The sequence below is a fragment of the Candidatus Palibaumannia cicadellinicola genome (genome assembly GCF_001269425.1).
In the GTDB taxonomy this organism is placed as follows: Bacteria; Pseudomonadota; Gammaproteobacteria; order Enterobacterales; family Enterobacteriaceae; genus Baumannia; species Baumannia cicadellinicola_A.
On the sequence record NZ_CP011787.1, the window covers coordinates 319743 to 343053 of the forward strand.

At 33.6% G+C, this 23311-nt stretch carries 21 protein-coding genes; 6 read left to right on the forward strand and 15 right to left on the reverse strand.

Features of this window, described 5'->3' with window-relative positions; all coding sequences use genetic code 11:
• The first annotated feature begins 197 nt into the window (after nucleotides 1-197).
• The 4 genes from AB162_RS03005 to AB162_RS01500 all read left to right on the forward strand — a co-directional run bounded on the left by AB162_RS03005 (nucleotide 198) and on the right by AB162_RS01500 (nucleotide 3152).
• Nucleotides 198-383: an SPOR domain-containing protein gene (locus tag AB162_RS03005; RefSeq protein WP_260080714.1), complete on the forward strand. Its 186-nt coding sequence runs from the start codon at nucleotides 198-200 to the stop codon at nucleotides 381-383.
• Between the two features lie 73 nt (nucleotides 384-456).
• Nucleotides 457-915, forward strand: coding sequence for a CvpA family protein (locus AB162_RS01490; RefSeq protein ID WP_053096869.1), 459 nt, complete (start codon nucleotides 457-459; stop codon nucleotides 913-915).
• Between the two features lie 67 nt (nucleotides 916-982).
• The gene (gene purF / locus AB162_RS01495; protein ID WP_053096872.1) at nucleotides 983-2497 is read left to right on the forward strand and encodes an amidophosphoribosyltransferase; all 1515 of its coding nucleotides are present in this window, start codon (nucleotides 983-985) and stop codon (nucleotides 2495-2497) included.
• A 61-nt stretch (nucleotides 2498-2558) separates the two neighbouring features.
• Nucleotides 2559-3152 (forward strand): UbiX family flavin prenyltransferase, encoded by a 594-nt coding sequence (locus AB162_RS01500; protein ID WP_053096874.1) that lies wholly within the window; start codon nucleotides 2559-2561, stop codon nucleotides 3150-3152.
• A 46-nt stretch (nucleotides 3153-3198) separates the two neighbouring features.
• Here the strand turns inward: AB162_RS01500 and nuoN are convergent, their stop codons facing one another.
• The 13 genes from nuoN to ndhC all read right to left on the reverse strand — a co-directional run bounded on the left by nuoN (nucleotide 3199) and on the right by ndhC (nucleotide 18197).
• Complete coding sequence (gene nuoN / locus AB162_RS01505; protein ID WP_053096876.1) at nucleotides 3199-4656, reverse strand: NADH-quinone oxidoreductase subunit NuoN; 1458 nt, start codon at nucleotides 4654-4656, stop codon at nucleotides 3199-3201.
• A gap of 16 nt (nucleotides 4657-4672) precedes the next feature.
• The gene (gene nuoM, locus AB162_RS01510) at nucleotides 4673-6214 is read right to left on the reverse strand and encodes an NADH-quinone oxidoreductase subunit M (protein ID WP_053096877.1); all 1542 of its coding nucleotides are present in this window, start codon (nucleotides 6212-6214) and stop codon (nucleotides 4673-4675) included.
• Nucleotides 6215-6279: 65 nt separating this feature from the next.
• Nucleotides 6280-8133: an NADH-quinone oxidoreductase subunit L gene (nuoL, locus tag AB162_RS01515; RefSeq protein ID WP_053096879.1), complete on the reverse strand. Its 1854-nt coding sequence runs from the start codon at nucleotides 8131-8133 to the stop codon at nucleotides 6280-6282.
• Nucleotides 8130-8432, reverse strand: coding sequence for an NADH-quinone oxidoreductase subunit NuoK (gene nuoK, locus AB162_RS01520; protein WP_053096881.1), 303 nt, complete (start codon nucleotides 8430-8432; stop codon nucleotides 8130-8132). Before nuoK ends, nuoL begins: the two co-directional genes overlap by 4 nt.
• A gap of 16 nt (nucleotides 8433-8448) precedes the next feature.
• Nucleotides 8449-8973: an NADH-quinone oxidoreductase subunit J gene (gene nuoJ, locus AB162_RS01525; RefSeq protein ID WP_053096883.1), complete on the reverse strand. Its 525-nt coding sequence runs from the start codon at nucleotides 8971-8973 to the stop codon at nucleotides 8449-8451.
• Nucleotides 8974-9000: 27 nt separating this feature from the next.
• Nucleotides 9001-9543 (reverse strand): NADH-quinone oxidoreductase subunit NuoI, encoded by a 543-nt coding sequence (gene nuoI / locus AB162_RS01530; protein WP_053096884.1) that lies wholly within the window; start codon nucleotides 9541-9543, stop codon nucleotides 9001-9003.
• Nucleotides 9544-9589: 46 nt separating this feature from the next.
• A complete protein-coding gene (gene nuoH, locus AB162_RS01535; protein ID WP_053096886.1) occupies nucleotides 9590-10561 on the reverse strand; it encodes an NADH-quinone oxidoreductase subunit NuoH in 972 nt (323 codons plus the stop codon).
• Nucleotides 10558-13305: an NADH-quinone oxidoreductase subunit NuoG gene (nuoG, locus tag AB162_RS01540; RefSeq protein WP_260080716.1), complete on the reverse strand. Its 2748-nt coding sequence runs from the start codon at nucleotides 13303-13305 to the stop codon at nucleotides 10558-10560. Before nuoG ends, nuoH begins: the two co-directional genes overlap by 4 nt.
• A 76-nt stretch (nucleotides 13306-13381) precedes the next feature.
• Nucleotides 13382-14716 (reverse strand): NADH-quinone oxidoreductase subunit NuoF, encoded by a 1335-nt coding sequence (gene nuoF, locus AB162_RS01545; protein ID WP_053097384.1) that lies wholly within the window; start codon nucleotides 14714-14716, stop codon nucleotides 13382-13384.
• On the reverse strand, nucleotides 14716-15219 hold the full coding sequence (nuoE, locus tag AB162_RS01550) for an NADH-quinone oxidoreductase subunit NuoE (protein WP_053096888.1): 504 nt from the start codon (nucleotides 15217-15219) through the stop codon (nucleotides 14716-14718). Before nuoE ends, nuoF begins: the two co-directional genes overlap by 1 nt.
• 3 nt (nucleotides 15220-15222) lie before the next feature.
• Nucleotides 15223-17022, reverse strand: a complete 1800-nt coding sequence (gene nuoC / locus AB162_RS01555; RefSeq protein ID WP_053096890.1) for an NADH-quinone oxidoreductase subunit C/D — start codon at nucleotides 17020-17022, stop codon at nucleotides 15223-15225.
• A gap of 41 nt (nucleotides 17023-17063) precedes the next feature.
• Nucleotides 17064-17741 carry a NuoB/complex I 20 kDa subunit family protein gene (locus AB162_RS01560; RefSeq protein WP_053096892.1) on the reverse strand — a complete coding sequence of 226 codons (678 nt, stop codon included), beginning with the start codon at nucleotides 17739-17741 and terminating at the stop codon, nucleotides 17064-17066.
• Between the two features lie 45 nt (nucleotides 17742-17786).
• Nucleotides 17787-18197, reverse strand: coding sequence for an NADH-quinone oxidoreductase subunit A (ndhC, locus tag AB162_RS01565; protein ID WP_053096894.1), 411 nt, complete (start codon nucleotides 18195-18197; stop codon nucleotides 17787-17789).
• Nucleotides 18198-18416: 219 nt separating this feature from the next.
• Between ndhC and AB162_RS01570 the strand changes: the two genes are divergently transcribed.
• Nucleotides 18417-19628: an acetate kinase gene (locus AB162_RS01570; protein WP_053096896.1), complete on the forward strand. Its 1212-nt coding sequence runs from the start codon at nucleotides 18417-18419 to the stop codon at nucleotides 19626-19628.
• 74 nt (nucleotides 19629-19702) lie between these two features.
• The gene (pta, locus tag AB162_RS01575) at nucleotides 19703-21841 is read left to right on the forward strand and encodes a phosphate acetyltransferase (RefSeq protein ID WP_053096899.1); all 2139 of its coding nucleotides are present in this window, start codon (nucleotides 19703-19705) and stop codon (nucleotides 21839-21841) included.
• A 51-nt stretch (nucleotides 21842-21892) separates the two neighbouring features.
• Here the strand turns inward: pta and yfaE are convergent, their stop codons facing one another.
• Nucleotides 21893-22144, reverse strand: a complete 252-nt coding sequence (gene yfaE, locus AB162_RS01580) for a class I ribonucleotide reductase maintenance protein YfaE (protein WP_053096901.1) — start codon at nucleotides 22142-22144, stop codon at nucleotides 21893-21895.
• A gap of 15 nt (nucleotides 22145-22159) precedes the next feature.
• Entirely contained in the window at nucleotides 22160-23290 is a 1131-nt protein-coding gene (nrdB, locus tag AB162_RS01585) for a class Ia ribonucleoside-diphosphate reductase subunit beta (protein WP_053097386.1), read from the reverse strand.
• Nucleotides 23291-23311 lie beyond the last annotated feature (21 nt).

Sequence of the window (23311 nt, forward strand, 5' to 3'; positions counted from 1 at the left end):
GAAACAATAACCAGGAACTATCATATTTAAAAAACAAGCAATTTTCACCAAAAAGTAATTTATTTGCTACTGATGGTGATCTAAGACAAGTTAGCAAAAAATTAAATTTAAATGTAAACAAAACCATCACGCCATATAAGCTTAAAATTTGGGTAATACAGCTAGGTTCTCTAACAAATGCTAATAAGGTATCTGAAATAGTTGCTCAGCTACTATTAGCAGGATACCCTGTATATACGTCGCCTTCTTTACCGATCGAAGGTAATATTACGCGTATTTTTGTTGGTCCATATCCTTCAAAAGAAAAATTACAAGTATTAATCAATGAGTTAAATAATTTAAGTGGCCTTAATGGTAAATTATATTACACTTATGCGTATTGATTAGCAGTAGTGTAGGATGTTATTAAGTCATAAAAAAGATGATCAATATAAAATAATCATAAATGGATGATATATGAACTGGATAGATTATCTAATTATTCTTATTATTATTGTTTCTATATTGATCAGTATAATTCGTGGTTTTATTAAAGAAACATTATCTTTAACTACTTTAGTTTGTGCTTTTTTTATTTCTGGTAACTTATATAAAGATATAGCTATTACTTTTACTAAAGTAGAAGAACCTATTATTAAAAATATTATTGCTATTGTATTGCTATTTATAGCTACTATGATTGTGGGTAAGATAATTAATATTATCACTCAATCATTAGTAGAAAGAACAGGCCTATCAGGCATAGACCGTGTATTAGGTGTCTTTTTTGGTTTGTTACGAGGAATACTAATAGTGTCAGTAGTGCTATTGTTTATTGAAAAATTAACTATTGTTACTGCCAATCCAGATTGGCAACAGTCTCAGCTAATACCGAAATTTCGTAGTTTTATTAAATTATTTTTAAAATATATATAAAACACTGACTTTAAGTTTTTTTAACAAAAAATCATTTTTTTAAATTAGCAATATGAGGATATAACATATGTGTGGTATTGTTGGGATCGCAGGTGTGATGCCAGTTAACCAGTCTATTTATGATGCATTAACGGTACTACAGCATCGTGGACAAGACGCCGCAGGTATAGTAACAGTAGATTCTTTCAACTGCTTTCGTATGCGTAAAGCTAATGGATTAGTTAGAAATGTTTTTGATATCCACCATATGCAAAGCCTACAGGGAAATATGGGTATTGGTCATGTACGGTATCCTACCGCTGGTAGTTGCAATGCTTCTGAGGCACAGCCTTTTTACGTTAATTCTCCATTTGGGATCACCTTAGCGCATAACGGTAATTTAACAAATGCTAATGAACTACGTAATAAACTATTTGAAACAGGTAGGCGTCATGTTAATACTAACTCAGATTCAGAAATTTTACTAAATCTTTTTGCTATGGCATTAGATCGTTTCCCTAACTATCCATTGAAAGCAGATCAAATTTTTTCTGCAATAACTGAGATCAATAATCAAATACGTGGAGCTTATGCTTGTGTAGGAATTATTATTGGGCATGGCTTATTTGCTTTTCGAGATCCTAATGGAATACGACCTTTAGTTATAGGTAAGCGTGTTATGTTGAATGGTAGTAATGAATATATGGTTGCATCTGAAAGCGTAGCGCTGGATACTCTAGGCTTTGAACTATTACGTGATATACATTCTGGAGAAGCTGTCTATATTACAAATAAGGGCAAATTAGTTACGCAACAATGTGCTGATAATCCACAGCAACACCCATGTTTATTTGAATATGTATATTTTGCTCGTCCTGACTCTTTCATAGATAAAATTTCAGTTTATAGTGCTAGGGTACGCATGGGTAATAGTTTAGGCAAAAAAATTGCTAAAGAGTGGGATAAGAACAAAATTGATGTAGTAATTCCTATTCCAGAAACTTCTTGTGATATTGCCTTAGAAATTGCTCGTATTCTGGATAAGCCATATCGTCAAGGATTAGTGAAAAATCGCTACATAGGACGTACCTTTATTATGTCTGGTCAGAATAAACGTATACAGTCTGTACGTCGTAAGATAAATGTTAACCGTGCTGAATTCTACAATAAAAGTGTATTACTAGTAGATGACTCAATCGTTCGTGGTACTACTTCTAAAAAAATTATAGAGATGGCGCGCGAAGTAGGCGCCCGTAATGTTTATTTAGCATCAGCAGCTCCAGAAATACGTTTTCCTAATGTTTATGGTCTTGACATACCTAGCTTCAATGAATTAATTGCCCACGGAAGAAAAGTAGATGAAATTAGAAAACTAATTAACGCAGATGATTTAATTTTTCAAGATTTATCAGCTTTAGAACAAGCAGTACGTGAAGATAACCCAAACATAACAAAATTTGAATCATCAGTATTTAATGGTGACTATCTTACTTGTGACGTTAATCAATCATATATTAATTATATTAACTCATTACGTTACCATAATAATACATTACCGATTCAAACAGAAGTAGAAAATTTGGCAATATATAATGAAGGGTAATTAAAATAATATTACTTTTATAAATATTATATTATCTAATAAAATAATATATTTAATTGATATGAAAAAACGTTTAATTGTTGGTATTACTGGCGCTAGTGGCGCTATTTATGGTATACGTTTATTACAAGTGCTGAAAAATTTACCTAATAATAATGATAATTTTGAAATTCATCTTATTTTAAGTAGAGTAGCTTATCAGACCATAGAGCTAGAAACAGACTTTACTATATGCGAAGTAAATGCCTTAGCCGACGTAGTACATGACGTGCGTAATCTGGCAGCTAGTATTAGTTCTGGTTCTTTTAAAACTACTGGTATGATTATTTTACCATGTTCAATAAAAACACTTTCCAGCATAGTTAACAGTTATAGCACCGACTTACTAATACGTGCAGCAGATGTTGTTCTAAAAGAGCGTAGAAGACTTGTCTTATGCATAAGAGAAACACCATTACATATAGGTCATCTAAGGATGATGACTAAAGCTACTGAGCTAGGAGCTATTATTATGCCACCGGTCCCTGCTTTCTATCACAGGCCTAGTAAAATAAGCGATATTATTGATCAAACTGTCAATCGGACTCTAGATCAGTTAGAAATTAATTTGTATCAATCTAAATATCTAGTTAAACCTTGGCAAGGTATTAACTAAAAACAATTAATAATTAATGATGATAACATTTATATCATCAATAAACCTAAACCATTCCATTCATTGGTTGTGCCCACTGCACAATATTGATTAATGGTTGTGGATACAGCCCAAGTAATAAGACTAGTATTAATGAAATTATAATAATTATTCCACCACCAGTTAACGCCCAGTTAAAATTATAATCACTACTAAAGTATGGTTTAGGATGTAAGTAGAAGCTAATCATAATACGTAAATAGTAAAACAAACCTATAGCACTGCTAACTACTACCGTACTAGTTAGCAACCATAGGTGTGTATTCACTCCTAATGTAATAATATAGAATTTACCGATAAAACCTAATGTCATTGGAATACCAGCTAAAGATAGCATCATAACTGTCATGACAGCAGAAAGAATTGGTTTCTGCCAAAATAATCCACGATAATAAAATAGATCATCTCTTGGGTAAGAATGAGACATCAAACTAACTACGCCAAATGCACCTAAGTTAGCAAACATATAACCTACTATATATACGCCTACAGTTTCTAAAGCTAGGTTATTTGGTAGGGCAAGTAAACTTACTAGTACATAGCCTAAGTGAGAAATTGAAGAATAACCTAGTACCCGTTTAATATTACACTGGCTTAGAGCCATTAGGTTACCAAAAAGCATTGAACATAAAGCTATAATAGCTAATACTAGTTTTATTCCCTCGTGCTGTGTTAACTGAGTATAAAGAAAGAAGCGAATTACGCTAGCAAAAATAGCTACTTTACTAGCAGTAGCTAAAAAAGTAGCAACATGTGATGGTGCACCCTGATACACATCTGGTGTCCATAAATGAAATGGTACCCATGATAGCTTAAAACCTATACAAACTATCATCATTCCTAAACCTGCTAATAGCATAGGATTATATAGCATAACTGGACTGATAGTTATAATATTACCAATACCAACAAAAGATAGTTGACCGGTGGCCGCATATACCAATGCTATGCCGAATAACATAAAAGATGAAGCAGCGGAAGATAATAATGTGTATTTAATACAAGCTTCAAGAGAATATTTTTTACTAGATGCATATCCTATCATACCGAATATAGGTAGAGATATTAGTTCAATTCCCAGTAAAAGTGCTGTTAGATGATTAGCGCAAGCTAATAAAATTCCACCAATAGTAGCTATAAGTACTAATAGATAGAATTCATCTTTGTTACCTGCATAACTAGTTAGCCAGCTATAAGCTAAGATGCTAGTTGCTACACTAGCTATAAGTATTAAACCTATATAAAATATCGAAAATTTATCAATACGTATAAGTGGCGTTACATCAGTTACGCCATTATGCGACACAAAAAAAAGTGAAAATAAAGCTATATTTAAGCCTATGACTGTCAAGGTTGCGTTCATCAAATGGTGACGTCGCCAAGTAATACACAACATAACAACCACCACAGTTAATCCTACTATTAACAGCGGTAAAAGCGGTAATAGTGTAGTAATTGTTTTCATTTATATTACTGCCTTGTCATTGATATAAGATAATATTATCTGTTTGTGATATAATAGACCAGTGCTTATTAATATTACTGATTGTAGCAGAAGTAGCAGAAGAAGTATCTATAATAGGTTGTGGTACACAGCCTATTAGCACTAGTAGTATTACTAAAAACATGATAATAATCTGTTCTCTGATTGTCATTTTTTCTACTTGATAGTGATATTTTACTGGACCATAGTAAGCACGCTGCATCATTATTAGAGAATATACTGAAGCAAAAATTAAGCTAAAAGCAGAAATCATAGTAATAATAGGTACTACTGGAAAGCAACCCAATATAATAGCTATCTCGCCAACAAAGTTTCCTGTACCAGGTAAACCTAACATTGCCATAGCGAAAAATAGTGAATAAGCTGGAATAAAGTAAAGACTACTCCATAAGCCGCCCATATTACGCAAATCACGAGTATGTAACCGTTCATATAACTGACCACAGATAATAAACATACCAGCAGCAGATAAACCATTAGCTATCATATGCATAATAGCTCCCTGAATAGCTAGTTGGTTCCAGCTATAGATAGCTATTAATACGAAGCCCATATGGGAAATACTAGTATAAGCTATAAGCCGTTTAATATCTTGTTGTGAAAAAGTAATCCAGGCTCCGTAGAAAAGACTAAAGACTCCAAGCAACATTGCTATTGGGGCAAAATTATATGATGCATGCGGGAATAATGGCAGGTTAAAACGTAGTAAGCCATAGGCTGCTGTTTTTAGTAAAATTCCAGCTAAATCTACTGAACCAGCAGTAGGAGCTTGACTATGAGCATCAGGTAACCATCCATGTAGTGGTACTATCGGCATTTTAACAGCAAAAGCTAAGAAAAAACCAAGCATTAGAAGATATTCTAATCTTTCTGACATAGGTGTTAATAATAAATCATTATAGTTAAAAGTTAATACTCCAGTCACATGATAGTGTACAAATACTAGACCTAATATAGCTACCAGCATCACCATACCACTAGCTTGAGTATAAATAAAAAATTTTGTCGCTGCGGTGATACGTGTTTGACCATCAGATGCCTTATGACCCCATAATGCTATTAAGAAGTACATAGGAACTAACATCATTTCCCAAAAAAAGAAAAAAAGAAATATATCTATTGCCATAAATACGCCAATTACACTGCCTGATATCCATAGTAAGTTAAGGTAAAAAAAACCTTTGTTACGCTGAATTTCTCTCCAGGAACAGAGAATAGCTAGTATTCCTAAAAAACTAGTAAGAACTACCATGAGTATCGATAGGCCATCTAAAGCAAAATGAATACTAATGCCAAAACGGGGAATCCAAGGCAAAATATATTCTGAATGCCATTGTGGTAATCCCTGTGCAATATTAATATGGAATTTTCCCTTATACCAAATTAATAATGATAGCGCGGTAGTAAGTACCATAGCAATAAATGCAATATAACGTGGTATTTTGCTTCCTAATGATTCACTTTGCCAGCAGATTACACCACCAATAAAAGGTATTAAAATGAGCCATGGTAGTAACATGAAATTTTCATTTCCTTATTAATTTTACTTAAAAATTATTTTTTTATATATAATATACAATTTTATTATACATTAAATAAAATTAGTAACATAATTATTAATGCCCCTAAACTCATTGATGCAGCATACCAACGTAACTTACCATTCTCACTTATCTTTAAGCATAGTCCCAACCATTTAATCTGTACTACTATAGCATTAATAATTAAATTTAGTGGATCGTAATATAAAAGCTTAGCAATAGCTAAATAAGGCTGAACAAATAACTTATTGTATATATAATCAAAACCCCAGTTATTGAACCAATATATTAAAATATATTTTGCTAATATATTAGCAGAAAATCTATTGATAATAGAGCTTGGGCCAAGCCATAATAAAGAAGCTAGACAAAGACCAATTATTGTTAAAGTACTAGATACAATCTCAATTAAAATATGCTTATTATCAATAATTACATCACTTAATGGTAATATTTTTGCTAGTGGTTGATGGATTAAAGTACCTATATAGGTAGATAATATTATTAGTACTATTAAAGGAAAATAATAACATATGTTTCTATCACGGATAGAATAAACCTTAATATGTTCTTGGCCATGAAATAATACGAATAACATCCTGAATGTATACATAGAAGTGAGAAATACCCCAGCTAGGCCAAAACACATTAGGGTACTTGTGCCATTAACTAAGGCACAATATAAGATGTCATCTTTAGAATAAAAGCCGGCTGTTACTAATGGTATCGCAGATAGTCCTGCACAACCTACTAAGTAACCAATATAAACAAGAGGAAATGATTTACGTAAACCACCTATTTTAAAAATATTTTGCTCATGATTACATGCTAAAATTATTCTTCCAGCGAATAGAAACAACAGAGCTTTAAAAAAAGCATGAGTCATAAGGTGAAAAATGGCTGCATTCCATGCTTGTACCCCTAGAGCTAGGAACATATAACCAATTTGACTCATAGTAGAATACGCTAGAATTTTTTTTATATCTGTCTGTACCAGGGCAGAACAACATGCTATTACTAGCGTAATAGCACCAATCCAGCCTACTATGTGTAGTATATCAGGTGCTAATAAAAATAATCCATTGGTTCGTACTATTAGGTAAACTCCGGCTGTTACCATAGTAGCTGCATGAATTAGAGCTGATACTGGCGTTGGACCTGCCATAGCATCTACTAGCCAGGTTTGAAGTGGAATTTGTGCAGATTTGCCTACTGCCCCGCATAAAAGTAGCATAGTAGCGTATGTTATCACTTTCGAACCACTAGCGAAGTTTTGTGACGCTATCATTATCATTTCTTGGAAGTTTAATGTTCCTAATTGGTAATAAAGTAAACATATAGACAACACTAGTAGTACATCACCAATACGAGTAATAATAAATGATTTCATAGCTGCTTTATTATTAGTAATATTTGTATAATAAAAACCTATTAGTAGATAACTGCATAGTCCTACTAATTCCCAACCAAAATACATAAGCATTAAATTATCTGCTAAAACTAATAGTATCATGCTAGCAATAAACAAATTAGTATAAGCAAAAAAGCGTGAGTAGCCATCTTGACCATGCATATACCAGGATGCATATAGATGAATTAAAAAACCCACCCCAGTAATAATCACAAGCATAGCAAGAGATAGTTCATCAAGTCTTAAGTTAAATACTAAATTAAAATTTTCTACTGATATCCATGTCCACAGGTGTTGGTAACAGATTATATTACCAGTAGTAGAGTACCTACTAATTAATAAAAACCAAGCAGTTATAAGTGCTGAGATACCGATACTTCCTACACCAATAGTAGCATTTATATTATTTGACCAACGTCCTTGAGAAAATGCTAATAGTAAAAAACCTAATATAGGTGACAATATTATTAAACAAAGTAAAGTCATCCGTACATCTCGCTAAGAATATCAATATCAAATGTCTGTCGGTAGCGTTGTAACTGTAGTAATAGTGCTAGGTTTATGCTAGCCTCAGCAGCAGCTATTGTTATTACAATGATATACATTACTTGTCCGTCAGCCTGCCCCCAATAACTACCTGCTATTACTAAAGCTAGTGCAGCAGCATTAATCATAATTTCTAAACCTAGTAGTAAAAATAAAAAGTTACGACGAATCATTATCCCAGTGAGCCCTAATAGAAATAAAATAGCGGCTAAGATTAAACCGTATGATAATGGGATCATATTTTATTCTCCAAGGTTATCTTTTTTTATTATGGTAATAACTTGCTTTATATCCCAGGTGATATGATGCTATCATACTAGCTAGTAATAGCATTGATGCTAACTCAACCGCTAATATATAAGGACCAAATAGCGATATTCCGACTATTTTAGTGTCAATTATCTGAGAATTATTAATAATATGTTGTTCAGCTGTACCCAAGAAAACATGTAATAATAAAATAAGTAGTCCTATTGATAATAACGAAGGTACTAACCATACTATAGGTTTCAATAATTCATGCTGCTTAGCCTGTAGTTGACTACTTTCACTAATATTAAGTATCATCATAACAAATATAAATAGCACCATTACCGCGCCAGCGTATACTATTATTTCCAAAGCTCCGGCAAAATAAGCACCAAAACAAAAGAATATACTAGCAATAGCTAGTAATGAAATTATAAAATATAATAGTGCTGGGATAGGTTTACTATGGGTAATAACACGTAAAACAGATAATATAGCTATCAGGCCAGAAAAATAAAATATTAGTTCCATTATAGGATCCTTGTATCCTTAGTTTATTTAAGGCAATAAGCTGGTAACATCTATTGGTTTAGATTCATTTTCTGCTTCACCTTTATCTTTACCACTAATAGCTATCCCAGTTTTACGATAAAAATTATATTTATGATATTTACCAGGACCAGAAATAAGTAAATCTTCTTTCTCATAAATAAGGTCCTTTCGTCTAAATTCACTCATTTCACAATCTGAAGTTAGTTGAATAGCTGTCGTAGGACAAGCTTCCTCACAAAAACCACAAAAAATACAACGTGAGAAATTAATACGAAAAAACTCAGGGTACCATCGTCCATCTTTAGTTTCTGTTTTCTGTAAAGAAATACAATCTACTGGACAAGCTACTGCGCATAGGTTACACGCAACACAACGCTCATTACCATCTGGATCTCTAGTAAGTATAATTCTACCACGAAAACGTGAAGTATTTTTGATTTTTACCTCAGGATACAGTTGAGTTTCGCGTTTATTAAAAGCTTGTATGCCAATTAGCCAGATACTACGTAAGATAGTAAAACAACCGATCGCTAATTTTTTAAAATTCATAATAGATAATATCTACACTATATTTAATTTATGATATATACTATATTTATGAGTAAAATAATATAATTGCTATTGTTACTAGTAAATTAAGTAAAGTAAGCGGTAAACCAATTTTCCAGCCTAACATCATCACTTGGTCGTAACGCGGACGTGGTAAGGCAGCACGTATTAATATAAATAACATCATAAAAAACGCAGTTTTAATAGCAAACCAAACAAAAGGTGGTAACAGTGGACCTTGCCAGCCACCAAAGAATAGTGTTACTGTTAACGCAGATATAGTAATAATGCTAATATACTCACCTATAAAAAATAGCCCAAATTTCATTCCAGAATATTCTATATGATAACCATCTGCTAGTTCTTGTTCTGATTCTGGTTGATCGAATGGATGACGGTGACATATTGCTATTCCGGCTAAATAAAATGTTATGAAGCCAAAAAACTGTGGTACTACATTCCAAATATTTGATTGAGCTAACACTATATCGCTAAGATTGAAAGAATCAGCTTGCGCAACTACTCCCATCATTGATAAACCAAGAAAAACCTCGTAGCTTAATGTTTGAGCGGCAGCACGCATAGCACCCAATAATGAGTATTTATTATTACTTGACCAACCGGCCAACAGAACTGCATATACCGATAAGCCAGCCATCATTAAGAAAAATAGTACCCCAATATTTAGATCAATAACGACCCAATTATAGCTAACTGGGATAATAGCGAAAGTAATTAGTAGCGAAGTAAAAGCTATTAAAGGCGCTAATATAAAAATACTTCTATCGGCAAAAGGTGGTATCCAGTCTTCTTTGAATAAAATTTTTATTATATCTGCTAATAGCTGTAGTGATCCACCCCATCCAACTCTATTAGGTCCATATCTGTGCTGAAATAAACCTAGTAAACGCCTCTCTAAAAAACTCATATAAGCACCAATAGTGACTACAGATAACAGTATCACAATAGCTTTTACTATTGTAATAAGTATGTCTATATTCTTTGTACAGAAAATCATTTTTTTACCTCTCTTAGATTTTCTACATTTAATCCCGCCATTATCGGCGGAATACCAGGAAACCCTAGAGGCAATCCAATATGACCATCACTTAGGCGATCGCTAAATCTTACAGGTAAACACCAATCTTGACTATCATAACTAAAAGCTAACATTGATCCGCTACTAATACCTAATCTAATAGCAGCTATACTACTAATGACTACATAAGGCGCTGGCATATGCTTATTAATTAACGGCGACATTTGTGAAGTTTCATCGCTACCTACAAGATGCCAGTAAGGTGCCACACGCCATGTCCCGTCCTTCGGCATAACAAAACTTGGTGGAATTATTTTGAACCAATCTAAGTTTAATATTTTGTTATTAGCTTCTAGCAATCTTACTCCCGGATTACCATAACGCAAATTACCACCAATTTCTTCTTGGAATTTATTCCAAGATTGTGGTGAGTTCCAACCAGGTGCCCATGGGAATGCTATTTGTTGACGCGGTGAAATAGGATCATTATTCCCCTCCATAGAGAAGGTAAACATGGTTTCATTATCTTGCGATACACGGGGTTCATGTACCCTAAGATGTGCAATGTTAGCAGTTCTACCACTGTAGCGGTTAGGCGAGCGCGTAAGTTTTTGACCATGAATACGAAAATTAGAGCTTGGAGAAGCTTGCTTAATTTCAGATAAATGTGGTAATTCCTGCACTAAAGAATCAATAACATGATCAATGTTAGTCCATTTTACTTCACTACTTAGATAAGTTACTTGTAGTAAATGTAGCCATCTCCAGCTTTCTAATCTGATCAATTGTTGATCATAGTAGCTCGTATTATATACCTGAAAAAAGCGCTGAGCGCGTCCTTCTTGGTTTATTACAGTACCATTACTTTCTACGAAACAGGTCGCTGACAAAATTAAATTAGCTTTATTTTGTACAGTAGTACGCTGATGATCAATAACTATTAAATTAGTTATATTTTCTAAAGCATGATCAATGCGTGAAGCTAGCGCATGTCTGTATAGATCATTTTCTAGCACAATTAAACTATCAGCAGCACCTTGTTCAAGTTCACTAAGTGCATTATCTAAACTACCCCCACCTATCATCGCTAGGCCCATACTATTAACACTAGACACAACAAAACTAATACCTACATCACTACCTCTCAATTTTAGAGCAAGAGCTATATTAGCAGCAGCAGCGATAATATTATCACTACCTGCGTTACTACCTGAAATGATCAATGGTTTATGAGCATTAACCAAAGCATTAACTACTAATTCAATCTTAAGGTGTAATGCTTGATCTATATTTTTAACTTCTGGAGCTCTATTATCCAAAGCATTAGCTATTGCGAAACCTAGCCTAGCCTGATCGTCTACTGGAGCATGATAACTCCAAGCTGCTACATCATCTAGTTTAGTCTTGTCAACATTAGTGACAAATAGTAAGTTTTTTTCATTTTGCCCAACATTCATTATTGCAGCTATTTGCCAGTCTAATATATTGTGCGATGCTGCTATTGACCGCATTTTTCCTTTTACTGCCTGACGAACTGCTAAAGCTATACGGGCGCCAGTCTGGGTAATATCTTCGCCTAATACGAGTACTGTATCATAGCTCTCTATTTCTCTTAGAGAAGGAGTTTTAATGCCACTATTTTTTAATACCTTAAGTATTAAGGACAAGCGATATTGCTCTTTTTCGGCAATACCTATATAGAAATTATCTTTACCTACTAGTTGGCGTAAAGCAAAGTTACTTTCAAGGCTTGCACGTGGTGAACCAATACCAATAATTTTATTTGCTTGGCGCAAGATATCTGCAGCACCTTGTAATGCTTGTTCCACATTAAGAGAAATCCAATCGTTACCGCGTCGCTGTAATGGCTTACTTGGTCTATTTTTTAAATTGACATAACCATACCCAAAACGACCAATATCACATAAAAAATAGTGATTTACGCTACCATTGTAGCGATTTTCAATACGGCGTAATTCTCCATAGCGTTCGCCTGGACTGATATTACAGCCAATACTACATTGTTGGCAGATACTAGGGGCAAACTGCATGTCCCACTTACGGTTATAACGTTCAGAGTGAGTTTTATCAGTAAAAACTCCAGTAGGACACATTTCTACTAAATTACCAGAAAACTCACTCTCTAGTACCCCTGCTTGTAATCTACCAAAATAAATATTATCATGAGTACCATAAACACCAAAATCTAATCCGTCAGCATAATCTTTATAATAACGTATACAGCGATAGCAAGTTATACAACGGTTCATATCGTGCGATATGAATGGTCCTAAATATTGATTATAATGAGTACGTTTAGTGAAACGATAACGACGTATATATTGACCAGTCATAACAGTCATATCTTGTAGATGACAGTGTCCACCTTCCTCACATACTGGACAATCATGAGGATGATTGATCATTAGTAATTCACCTACAATTTTACGAAATTGTCTTATTTCATGATCATTAACAGAGATAATCATCCCTGCTACTACTGGAGTCATACAAGACATCACTAGTTTTCCACTACTAGTATCATCAACGTTATGATATTGCTTAATAGCGCACTGTCTGCAAGCTCCTACACTACCAAGTACTGGATGCCAGCAAAAGTAAGGAATATCTATACCTAAAGAAAGACATGCTTCTAGTAGATTGTTTGATTCTTTAACATCATACTGTTTGCCGTCTATATAAATAGTAACCATAGTCAGCATACTCAAGTAAAAAAACAGTTAAACCTGCAGCTAAGTGTATGTTTAGTAAACAGATTGTAATAATAAATAAGCTTAATTAATTATTGTGTATACAAGTAATTTTACTAGTATTGCTAAAATAATCAGCAATACCAGCTTCAAATTCTACTCTAAAATATTTTATAGCGCTTTGTAGTGGTTCAATAGCACCTGGAGCATGGGCGCAGAATGTCTTACCTGGTCCTAGACAACTACATAGTTGCTCTAAAATTTCAATATCACCTGGTTGTCCTTTTCTATTATCAAGCGCACTAAGTAACTTAACACTCCATGGTAAACCATCGCGACATGGAGTACACCAGCCACATGATTCACGAGAAAAAAATTCCTCTAGGTTGCGTGTTAATGCAACCATATTAATAGTATTATCTACTGCTATTGCTAACGCTGTTCCTAGTCTGCTACCTGCTTGACTAATATTTTCAAAGTCCATTGGGACATCTAAGTGATTTTCAGTTAAAAATCCAGTACTGGCTCCGCCAGGTAGCCAGGCTTTAAGTTTAAGACCATCTACTAGACCTCCAGCGTAATCTTCTAATAGTTCACGAGCAGTGATCCCAAATGGGAGCTCCCATAATCCCGGATTCTTTACTCGTCCAGAGAACCCCATTAACTTAGTACCTGTATCCTTACTAGCGTTTTTAGCTTTTATACTTTTATACCATTTTACCCCATATTCTAATATGGCTGGTACATTACATAATGTTTCTACATTATTGACACAGGTTGGTTTACCCCATACTCCGATACTAGCAGGAAAAGGTGGTTTTGATCTTGGTGTAGCACGACGTCCTTCCAAGGAATTTATCAGTGCTGTTTCTTCGCCACAAATATAACGTCCAGCACCTGTATGTAAAAAAATATCTAAATTAAATCCACTACCTAAAATATTTTTACCAAGTAATCCTGCTGTATTAGCTTCTTTGATCGCTCTGCGTAGAGTTTCTGCAGCATTAATATATTCGCCACGTAAAAAAATATAGCCCCGAGAAGCTTTTATAGTAAAAGCGGCAATCAGCATTCCTTCTATCAGTAAATGAGGTAATTGCTCCATCAAAAAACGATCTTTATAAGTACCAGGCTCCATTTCATCAGCATTACATAACAAGTAATGAATATGCCTTGACTCATTATCTTTAGGCATCATACTCCACTTTATTCCAGTAGAAAAACCAGCGCCACCACGACCTTTTAAGCATGAATCTTTTATTAAATTAATTATTTCTTTTGGCTCCATATAATGGAGTGCCTTACTTGCACCAAAATAACCATTTTTACTCTTATATTCATTAATCCATACTGGATTATGATCATTTCGTACACGCCAAGTTAGAGGATGTGTTTCTGGGGATTTATTAATAATATTTCTAATCATAAATATTGATCCAATAATGCACCAATTTTATTAGGAGTAAGCAAAATATGAGTATCGTTATCTACCATTAGAGTAGGCCCCTTATCACAATTACCTAAACAACAGGTGGGTAATAAAGTAAAGCGTCTATCAGAAGTAGTTTGACCTGATTTAATATTTAGACACTGTTCTAGCTTAGCTAGTATCATTTTATAACCTGTGATATAGCAAACTACGCTATCGCAGTACAATATCACGTGTCTACCAACAGGTTGACGAAATATATGACTATAAAAAGTTGCTATACCTTCTACATCACTACTAGTGATACCTAATAACTTGGCAATAGCATTAATGGCACTATCAGGTACCCATCCATATTTTTGCTGAACTATTTTTAATGCTTCTATAGCTACTGCACGTGTGTCCTCGTAGTTATGTTTTTCTTGCTCAATAGCTTCTAATACATCAGAACTAAGTGCAAAATTTTTAGATTGAGTAATATCATATTGTTGATACATATCTTATCGGTCCACATCAGACATAACGAAATCAATACTACCTAAATATACGATCAAATCTGAGACCAAGCTACCACGAATTACGGTAGGTATCTGTTGTAAATGAGGGAAACTAGGCGTACGTATACGTGTACGGTAACTCATAGTACTACCATCACTAGTAAGGTAGTAGCTATTTATCCCCTTAGTTGCCTCGATCATTTGAAATGATTCATTAGCAGGTATTACTGGTCCCCAAGAAACCTGCAAAAAATGAGAAATGAGCGTCTCAATATGCTTAAGCGTACGTTCTTTAGGTGGGGGGGTAGTTAAAGGATGATCAGCTTTAAAAGGGCCAGCTGGCATATTTTTTAGGCACTGCTCTAAAATACGAATACTTTGATATATCTCTTCTACTTTTAGCATTACACGACTATAGCAATCACTAATCCCATTCCCTATGGGAACATCAAAATCAAAATTTTCGTAACCAGAATATGGCCGCCATTTTCTAACATCGAAGCTGATACCAGTAGCACGTAGTGCTGCACCTGTTACTCCCCAATCTAATGCTTCTTTAGCACCATAAGAAGCAATGCCTTCGGAACGACCACGTAGTATACTATTTTTTAGAGCTACCTTGACATAACTATTCAACCTATTAGGTAACCAGTCAATAACATTACTTAGTAATTGTTCCCAGCCATATGGGAGATCTTGTGCTACGCCGCCAATACGAAACCAGGCAGGATGCATCCTAGCACCGGTTATTGCTTCAATTACATCATAAATTTTTTGACGATCCGTAAACGCTAGAAATATTGGCGTCATTCCACCGACATCTTGTATATAGGTGCCAATGTATAATAGATGACTATTTATGCGAAATAGTTCAGATAACATCACTCTAATAACCTTAACTTTATCTGGGACTACTATACCAGCTAACTTTTCTACTGCAATGACGTAAGGCATTTCATTAACACAACCTCCCAGATACTCTACGCGATCAGTATATGGAATATAGCTATGCCAAGATTGACGTTCGCTCATTTTTTCCGCACCGCGGTGGTGATAACCTATATCTGGTACGCAATCTATAATCTCCTCACCATCTAGTTGTAAAATAATACGGAATACCCCATGAACTGATGGATGGTTAGGTCCTAAATTAAGGAACATGAAGTCTTCATTATCATTACTCCGTTTCATACCCCATTCTTCTGGTTTAAAACTAAGATCATCCATTTCTTTTTCTTCTTTTTGCTTTGTAAGAACAAATGGATCGAATTCTGTTGCCCTCGCTGGATAATCTTTACGAAGTGGATGCCCCACCCAACTAATAGGCATAAGAATACGTTTCAAGTTAGGATGCCCATGGAATATTATACCTAACATATCCCATGTTTCTCGTTCATACCAGTTAGCATTAGGAAAAATATTAGTTATTGTTGGAACGGACATATTATTTTCTAATAGTGGAACTTTGATAATAACATCACTATTTCTATCTATAGATATTAGATGATAGCACACAGTAAAATCAGCATTAGGTAAATCATCACGATGAGTTCTAAGACGTTCATCTATTCCATGTAAATCATATAGCATAATATATGGATTAGGCATGTGCTTTAAGAAAATGATAAAATCTACAATTTGCTCACGCTTAACCCAAACTACCGGAATACTAGTCAGGGTGGATTGTATAATAAAAGCTTCAGTACCAAAATTATTAATTAATTCAAAAATAACACTATCATATAGATTAGATTTATGATCCACATTAGGTGGAATAATGCTTTTTATTAATAACTTATTCATTATAGTTATCTTTCCAATAATAACCAGTATAGTAATAAATTTTAAATTTTTTCCGGAGAACGCAGGTAGGTTACTGCTATACGCTCTCCGTGTTTTCTAGTTCGTTCAGATTCCATCTTTGCACGATAAACACCTTGATCACCCACTATCCAAGATAGTGGACGTCGCTCTTTTCCTATAGATTTTTGTAAAAGTAGAAGCGCCTGAATATATGCCTCAGGTCGTGGTGGACATCCTGGAATATATACATCTACAGGTAGAAATTTATCTACTCCTTGTACTACTGAGTAAATGTCGTACATACCACCAGAGTTAGCACATGACCCCATGGAAATTACCCATTTAGGTTCTAACATTTGATCATATAGCCTCTTAATAATAGGGGCCATTTTTATGAATGGCGTACCAGCAATAACCATAAAGTCTGCTTGTCTTGGTGAAGCTCTGATCACTTCAGAGCCAAATCTTGCTACATCGTGTACAGAAGTAAAAGAAGTAGTCATTTCCACATAACAGCAGGATAAACCAAAGTTATAGGGCCATAGTGAATTACCTCGTCCCCAATTTACTAAATTATGTATAATATTATTAAGCTTACCTAAATAAATACTATTATTTATATTTTGCTCTAGTTGAGATACTCCACTCTCTGTTGTTTTTAACAGATTATTATTTTTTTTTTTATAACTTGATTCCGCACTGATTAGTGTGTAATCCATTTTAATTTCTCATTATTAGTGTTAAGTTACTTATTAAGTATTTGCTTATTTATTAATTTTACAGCGTAATGAACGATTTGGCGTCCAATTAAGTGCACCAATACGTATTAGATAAAATAGACCTACGAGTAAGATACAAATAAAAATAGTTACCTCACAAAACCCTAACCATCCTGCTTCATGAAAAACCCTAGCCCATACGTATAGATAGAGAGCTTCTACATCAAAAATTACAAAAAACATGGCTATCAAATAAAACTTAGCTGACAGCCGTAATCTAGCGGTTCCTACAGAATTAATACCTGATTCAAAAGGCAAATTTTTGGAATGTACTACTGCTATATTACGGCGCTCTCCTAGAATAAAACTTAATATTAGCATCAACGCACATAGCCCTATAGCACCAATAACAAAAATAGTAAATGCCCAATATTGAGCAATAACTTCAATGGTCATGGATATTCTCTTTACTACTTGTAATATTTTTATATATGTAATATAGAATATATTGTTTACTGTTATATGGATAAGTTATTATTAATCAATTAAAGTAATATTATAAAAAATTATACTAGTAATTGACTTACTATAACTATATTTATAACTTAATTGAAAAATTGAAAATTTATAATTAATATTTGATTATACCAAATATTAATATAGGTACTTAGATATATGTCTAATCAGTTAGTGCTAGTGTTTAACTGTGGCAGTTCATCCCTAAAATTCGCTGTTATTGATGTTGTTAAAGGAAAAAAACATTTATCAGGTATTGCCGAATACTTGAATTTATCTAAAGCACAAATAACATGGAATATCAATGGCATCAAACAATATGCAGCCTTAGGCACTGGTAGTGCACATGATGAAGCTATTAATTTTATAGTAAAATATATTTTAAAAAAAAATACAGAATTATACTTACAGTTAACAGCGATCGGCCATCGTATTGTTCATGGAAAAAATAATTTTACAAAATCAGTAATAATTACTAATGATGTAATAAAAAAAATTGAACAATCGATTCCATTTGCTCCATTACATAACCCAGCACACATAATTGGAATTAATAAAGCACTGAATGCTTTTCCACAGCTTGCTAGTAAAAATGTAGCAGTGTTCGATACGGCATTTCACCAAACAATGCCAGAAAAAGCTTATCTTTACGCATTACCATACTATTTATATCAAAAACATGCTATTCGTCGTTATGGCGCACATGGTATTAGTCACTTTTATGTAACTTGTGAAGCAGCTAAATTGCTACAAAAACCAGTAGAACAAGTTCACTTAATTACCTGTCATTTAGGTAACGGAGGATCTATTTCTGCCATAAGTAACGGACAATGTATTGATACTTCTATGGGATTAACACCACTAGAAGGACTAGTGATGGGTACACGTAGTGGTGATATTGATCCTGCTATTATATTCTATCTATATGATACTTTAGGTATGTCAATTGATCAAATTAAGAATTTGCTAAATAACCAATCGGGACTACTTGGTTTAACTGGTGTGACTAGTGACTGTAGATATATAGAAGATAACTATATGGAAAAAGAAGATGCACACCGTGCAATAGAGGTATACTGTCATCGTTTAGCAAAATACATTGGTGCCTACAGTACTATGATGAATAACTGTTTAGACGCGATAATTTTTACCGGTGGTATTGGTGAAAATTCAGCTCTTATACGTAAGCTTACACTTAAAAAATTGAAAATAATTGGTTTTGAAGTAGATAATGAACGTAACTTGACTAATAGATTCGGAAAATCTGGAAAAATTACAACAGATAATAGTCGTCCGGCAATTGTTATCCCTACTAATGAAGAATTAGTAATTGCTAGGGACACAGCACGTCTAACAAAATCATCACTATAACAACGATTATAGTCAATACAAATATTTTTAATAAAAACCAAATAGTAATATGTAATGTAAATAGAGGGATAATTGTGTCGCGTACCATTATGTTAATTCCAATTGGCACTAGAGTAGGTTTGACAAGTATTAGCTTAGGCATAATTCGTGCTATGGAGCAAAACAATATCCATTTAAACGTATTTACCAAAATTGCAACAACTGATTATGATAAAAATAATATTGATTTGATTACTAGTATTATATGCAATCAATATAATATTCCTTATACAACACCACTCTCACTCTATGAGATAGAGTCATTAATTTGTTCTAATCAAAAAGATTTACTCATGGAGAAAATTATAGCTTGTTACCATAAGAAAAAAACAAAAGAATCTTCAATAATATTATTAGAAGGGATTAGAACAACAAGTGAATACCAATTTGCTAATGTTGTGAACTATGAAATCGCTACAATGTTAAAATCAGACATTATTTTTGTGCTAACACAAATTCCTACATTAATAGATCAATTAAAAATACAAATAAAATTAGCATCTGCTATTTTTGGAAAAAATAATAATATAACTGGCGTAATAATTAATAAAATTAATGCACCAATATACTCAGCAGATACTAGTATAGAGCTAGCAACAATATTGCATGAAGACAATAACAATATTATCAATGAGTTTGATCATAACCTGATTTATAAAAATAGCCCTTTACCAGTACTAGGTTGCATTCCTTGGAATATTGAATTGATATATATTCGTGCTATTGATATAGCGCGCCATTTGAGCGCAATTATTATTAATCAAGGTGATATCCAACTTAGAATAATAAAATCTGTAACCTGTTGTACAGGTAGTTTACCTAATATGCTGAATGAGGTAAAACCTAGCTCACTAATAATTATTGAAGCAGATCGCACTGAAGTAATAGCCGCTCTTGGTTTAGCAATTAATAGTGTAAAAATAGGAGCAGTATTATTAACTAGTAGTGATAAAATAGATCCAAATATATATAAGATATTTGCAAAAGCTTTCCAAACGGGATTACCAGTATTCACTGTACCAACTAATACTTGTCAGACATTAATTAACTTAAAAAATTTTAAATTGCCAATACCAGTAGATGAAGAAATTAGATTAGAAAAACTACAGAATTATATTGCAGGTTATATTGACAAGATATGGATAAAATCTCTGAAGAAAAGTTCAGCACGTAAAAGTTTATTATCACCGCAAGAGTTTCGTTATCAGATCACAGAACAAGCAAGAAAGGCTAATAAACGCATTATTTTACCTGAAGGTGATGAACCTCGTACTATTAAAGCTGCCTCTATTTGTTCTGATAGAGGTATTGCTACCTGTATCCTATTAGGAAACCCAACAAAAATTAAAAGTGTTGCTACATTACATGGTATAGAATTAAGCAAAAGTATCAAAATCATTGATCCAGTAGCAGAAAGATATAAATATTTACTACCACTAGTAAAGTTACGTCAGATTAAAGGAATGACTGATGATCTAGCTCGTGAACAGCTAAAAGATAATGTAGTACTAGGTACAATGATGTTAGCACAAGATGAAGTAGATGGGTTGGTATCTGGTGCTGTACATACTACAGCTAATACCATTCGTCCACCACTACAATTGATAAGAACAGCTCCAGGCTATTCTTTAGTTTCATCAGTGTTTTTTATGTTACTACCAGAACAAGTATTAGTATATGGAGACTGTGCAATTAATACAGATCCAACTTCTGAACAACTAGCAGAAATTGCTATTCAGTCTGCTAACTCAGCTACTGATTTTGGCATTGAACCTAGAGTTGCTCTGATATCTTATTCTACCGGCAATTCTGGGGTAGGTAGCGATGTAGATAAAGTACGGAAAGCAACTTATCTAGCAAAATCAAAACGTCCAGATCTAATAATTGATGGTCCACTACAATATGATGCTGCAATTATAGCTGAAGTTGCTTTATCTAAGGCGCCAAACTCACCTGTAGCTGGGAAAGCTACAGTATTGATTTTTCCAGATCTCAATACTGGTAATACTACTTATAAAGCAGTACAGCGTACAGCTAACTTAATTTCTATCGGTCCAGTATTACAAGGTTTACGTAAGCCTGTGAATGATTTATCACGTGGCGCACTAGTAGATGATATCGTATACACAATAGCTATCACTTCTATTCAAGCTAACAATGCTAAAAAAAAATAGCATTTTTATTATTATTGATGCTGACGGCTTATTACTTATTGATTACTTAGGTCATAATGCTAACTCAACATCTTCTACAGGTAGACAGCAACAAGGTAGAATATCGCCTTTATGGATAAAGGCGAGCGGTGTTAAGTTGTATTTCACCTTGCCATATAGCAGACGTAGACGGCATGCTCCGCAATAACCAGCACGACACTGAAAATTAACTGGAACTAAGTGCATCTCTAATGCATCTAAAATTGATCTATGAATTTTAGCGCAAGCTACATTTTTATTATTTTGTCGTAACTTAATTATCATATATATTACTTATTATTATAGTTGAAAATCACGGAAGTCTTCGCTATTAACCTCAGAATTGATCTGTCCAACTAAATAGGAACTAACTTCTACTTCCTGCGGAGCAACTTGAACATTATCTGATACTAACCATGAATTAATCCAAGGAATAGGGTTAGAACGGGTAGCAAATGGGATATCTAACAGTACTGCTTGCATACGGATGTTAGTAATATATTCAATATATTGACATAAAATTTCTTTATTAAGACCAATCATAGAGCCATCACGAAACAAATAACTAGCCCAATCTTTTTCCTGATTAGCTGCTAATAAGAATATATTATAGCTATCTTGTTGGCATTCAAGTGCAATATCAGCCATTTCTGGATCATCTTCACCAACACGCATAAGGTTTAACATATGCTGTGTTCCAGCAAGATGTAAAGCTTCATCACGGGCTATAAGACGAATAATTTTTGCATTTCCCTCCATCAATTTACGTTCTGCAAAAGCAAAAGAACAAGCAAAGCTTACATAGAAACGTATGGCTTCTAGTGCATTAACACTCATTAAACAAAGGTATAGTTTTTTCTTTAGTTCATGCTTATTTACTATTACCACATTATCATTAACTTTATGATGTCCTTCCCCAAGAAGATGGTAATAACTAGTCATATGAATTAGATCATCATAATAATGAGCAATATCTTTAGCTCTTTTTAATATTTCTATATTAGAAACAATATCATCAAAAATTAATGAAGGATTATTAACAATATTACGAATAATATGTGTATAAGAACGCGAGTGAATAGTTTCTGAAAAAGCCCAAGTTTCAATCCAAGTTTCTAGTTCTGGTATTGATATTAGTGGTAGCAAAGCTATATTAGGACTACGTCCTTGAATAGAATCAAGTAAAGTTTGATATTGTAGGTTACTAATGAAAATATGTTTTTCATGTTGAGGTAATGATTGATAATCAATACGATCAATAGAAATATCCACTTCTTCTGGACGCCAAAAAAAAGATAGTTGTTTTTCAATAAGTTGTTCAAAAATTTCGTGTTTTTGTTGGTCAAAGCGTGCTATGTTAACCGATTGTCCCAAAAACATTGGTTCTAGTAATTGATTATTTTTTTTCTGAGAAAAAGTTGTATAGCTCATGATAGCTCCTATAATATAAAT

What these genes read in the sequence shown, in the direction of transcription:
- AB162_RS01490 (WP_053096869.1), top strand. Translation starts at nt 457, where the DNA reads ATGAACTGGATAGATTATCTAATTATTCTTATTATTATTGTTTCTATA.
- purF (WP_053096872.1), top strand. Translation starts at nt 983, where the DNA reads ATGTGTGGTATTGTTGGGATCGCAGGTGTGATGCCAGTTAACCAGTCT.
- AB162_RS01500 (WP_053096874.1), top strand. Translation starts at nt 2,559, where the DNA reads ATGAAAAAACGTTTAATTGTTGGTATTACTGGCGCTAGTGGCGCTATT.
- nuoN (WP_053096876.1), bottom strand. Translation starts at nt 4,656, where the DNA reads ATGAAAACAATTACTACACTATTACCGCTTTTACCGCTGTTAATAGTA.
- nuoM (WP_053096877.1), bottom strand. Translation starts at nt 6,214, where the DNA reads ATGTTACTACCATGGCTCATTTTAATACCTTTTATTGGTGGTGTAATC.
- nuoL (WP_053096879.1), bottom strand. Translation starts at nt 8,133, where the DNA reads ATGACTTTACTTTGTTTAATAATATTGTCACCTATATTAGGTTTTTTA.
- nuoK (WP_053096881.1), bottom strand. Translation starts at nt 8,432, where the DNA reads ATGATCCCATTATCATACGGTTTAATCTTAGCCGCTATTTTATTTCTA.
- nuoJ (WP_053096883.1), bottom strand. Translation starts at nt 8,973, where the DNA reads ATGGAACTAATATTTTATTTTTCTGGCCTGATAGCTATATTATCTGTT.
- nuoI (WP_053096884.1), bottom strand. Translation starts at nt 9,543, where the DNA reads ATGAATTTTAAAAAATTAGCGATCGGTTGTTTTACTATCTTACGTAGT.
- nuoH (WP_053096886.1), bottom strand. Translation starts at nt 10,561, where the DNA reads ATGATTTTCTGTACAAAGAATATAGACATACTTATTACAATAGTAAAA.
- nuoG (WP_260080716.1), bottom strand. Translation starts at nt 13,305, where the DNA reads ATGCTGACTATGGTTACTATTTATATAGACGGCAAACAGTATGATGTT.
- nuoE (WP_053096888.1), bottom strand. Translation starts at nt 15,219, where the DNA reads ATGTATCAACAATATGATATTACTCAATCTAAAAATTTTGCACTTAGT.
- nuoC (WP_053096890.1), bottom strand. Translation starts at nt 17,022, where the DNA reads ATGAATAAGTTATTAATAAAAAGCATTATTCCACCTAATGTGGATCAT.
- AB162_RS01560 (WP_053096892.1), bottom strand. Translation starts at nt 17,741, where the DNA reads ATGGATTACACACTAATCAGTGCGGAATCAAGTTATAAAAAAAAAAAT.
- ndhC (WP_053096894.1), bottom strand. Translation starts at nt 18,197, where the DNA reads ATGACCATTGAAGTTATTGCTCAATATTGGGCATTTACTATTTTTGTT.
- AB162_RS01570 (WP_053096896.1), top strand. Translation starts at nt 18,417, where the DNA reads ATGTCTAATCAGTTAGTGCTAGTGTTTAACTGTGGCAGTTCATCCCTA.
- yfaE (WP_053096901.1), bottom strand. Translation starts at nt 22,144, where the DNA reads ATGATAATTAAGTTACGACAAAATAATAAAAATGTAGCTTGCGCTAAA.
- nrdB (WP_053097386.1), bottom strand. Translation starts at nt 23,290, where the DNA reads ATGAGCTATACAACTTTTTCTCAGAAAAAAAATAATCAATTACTAGAA.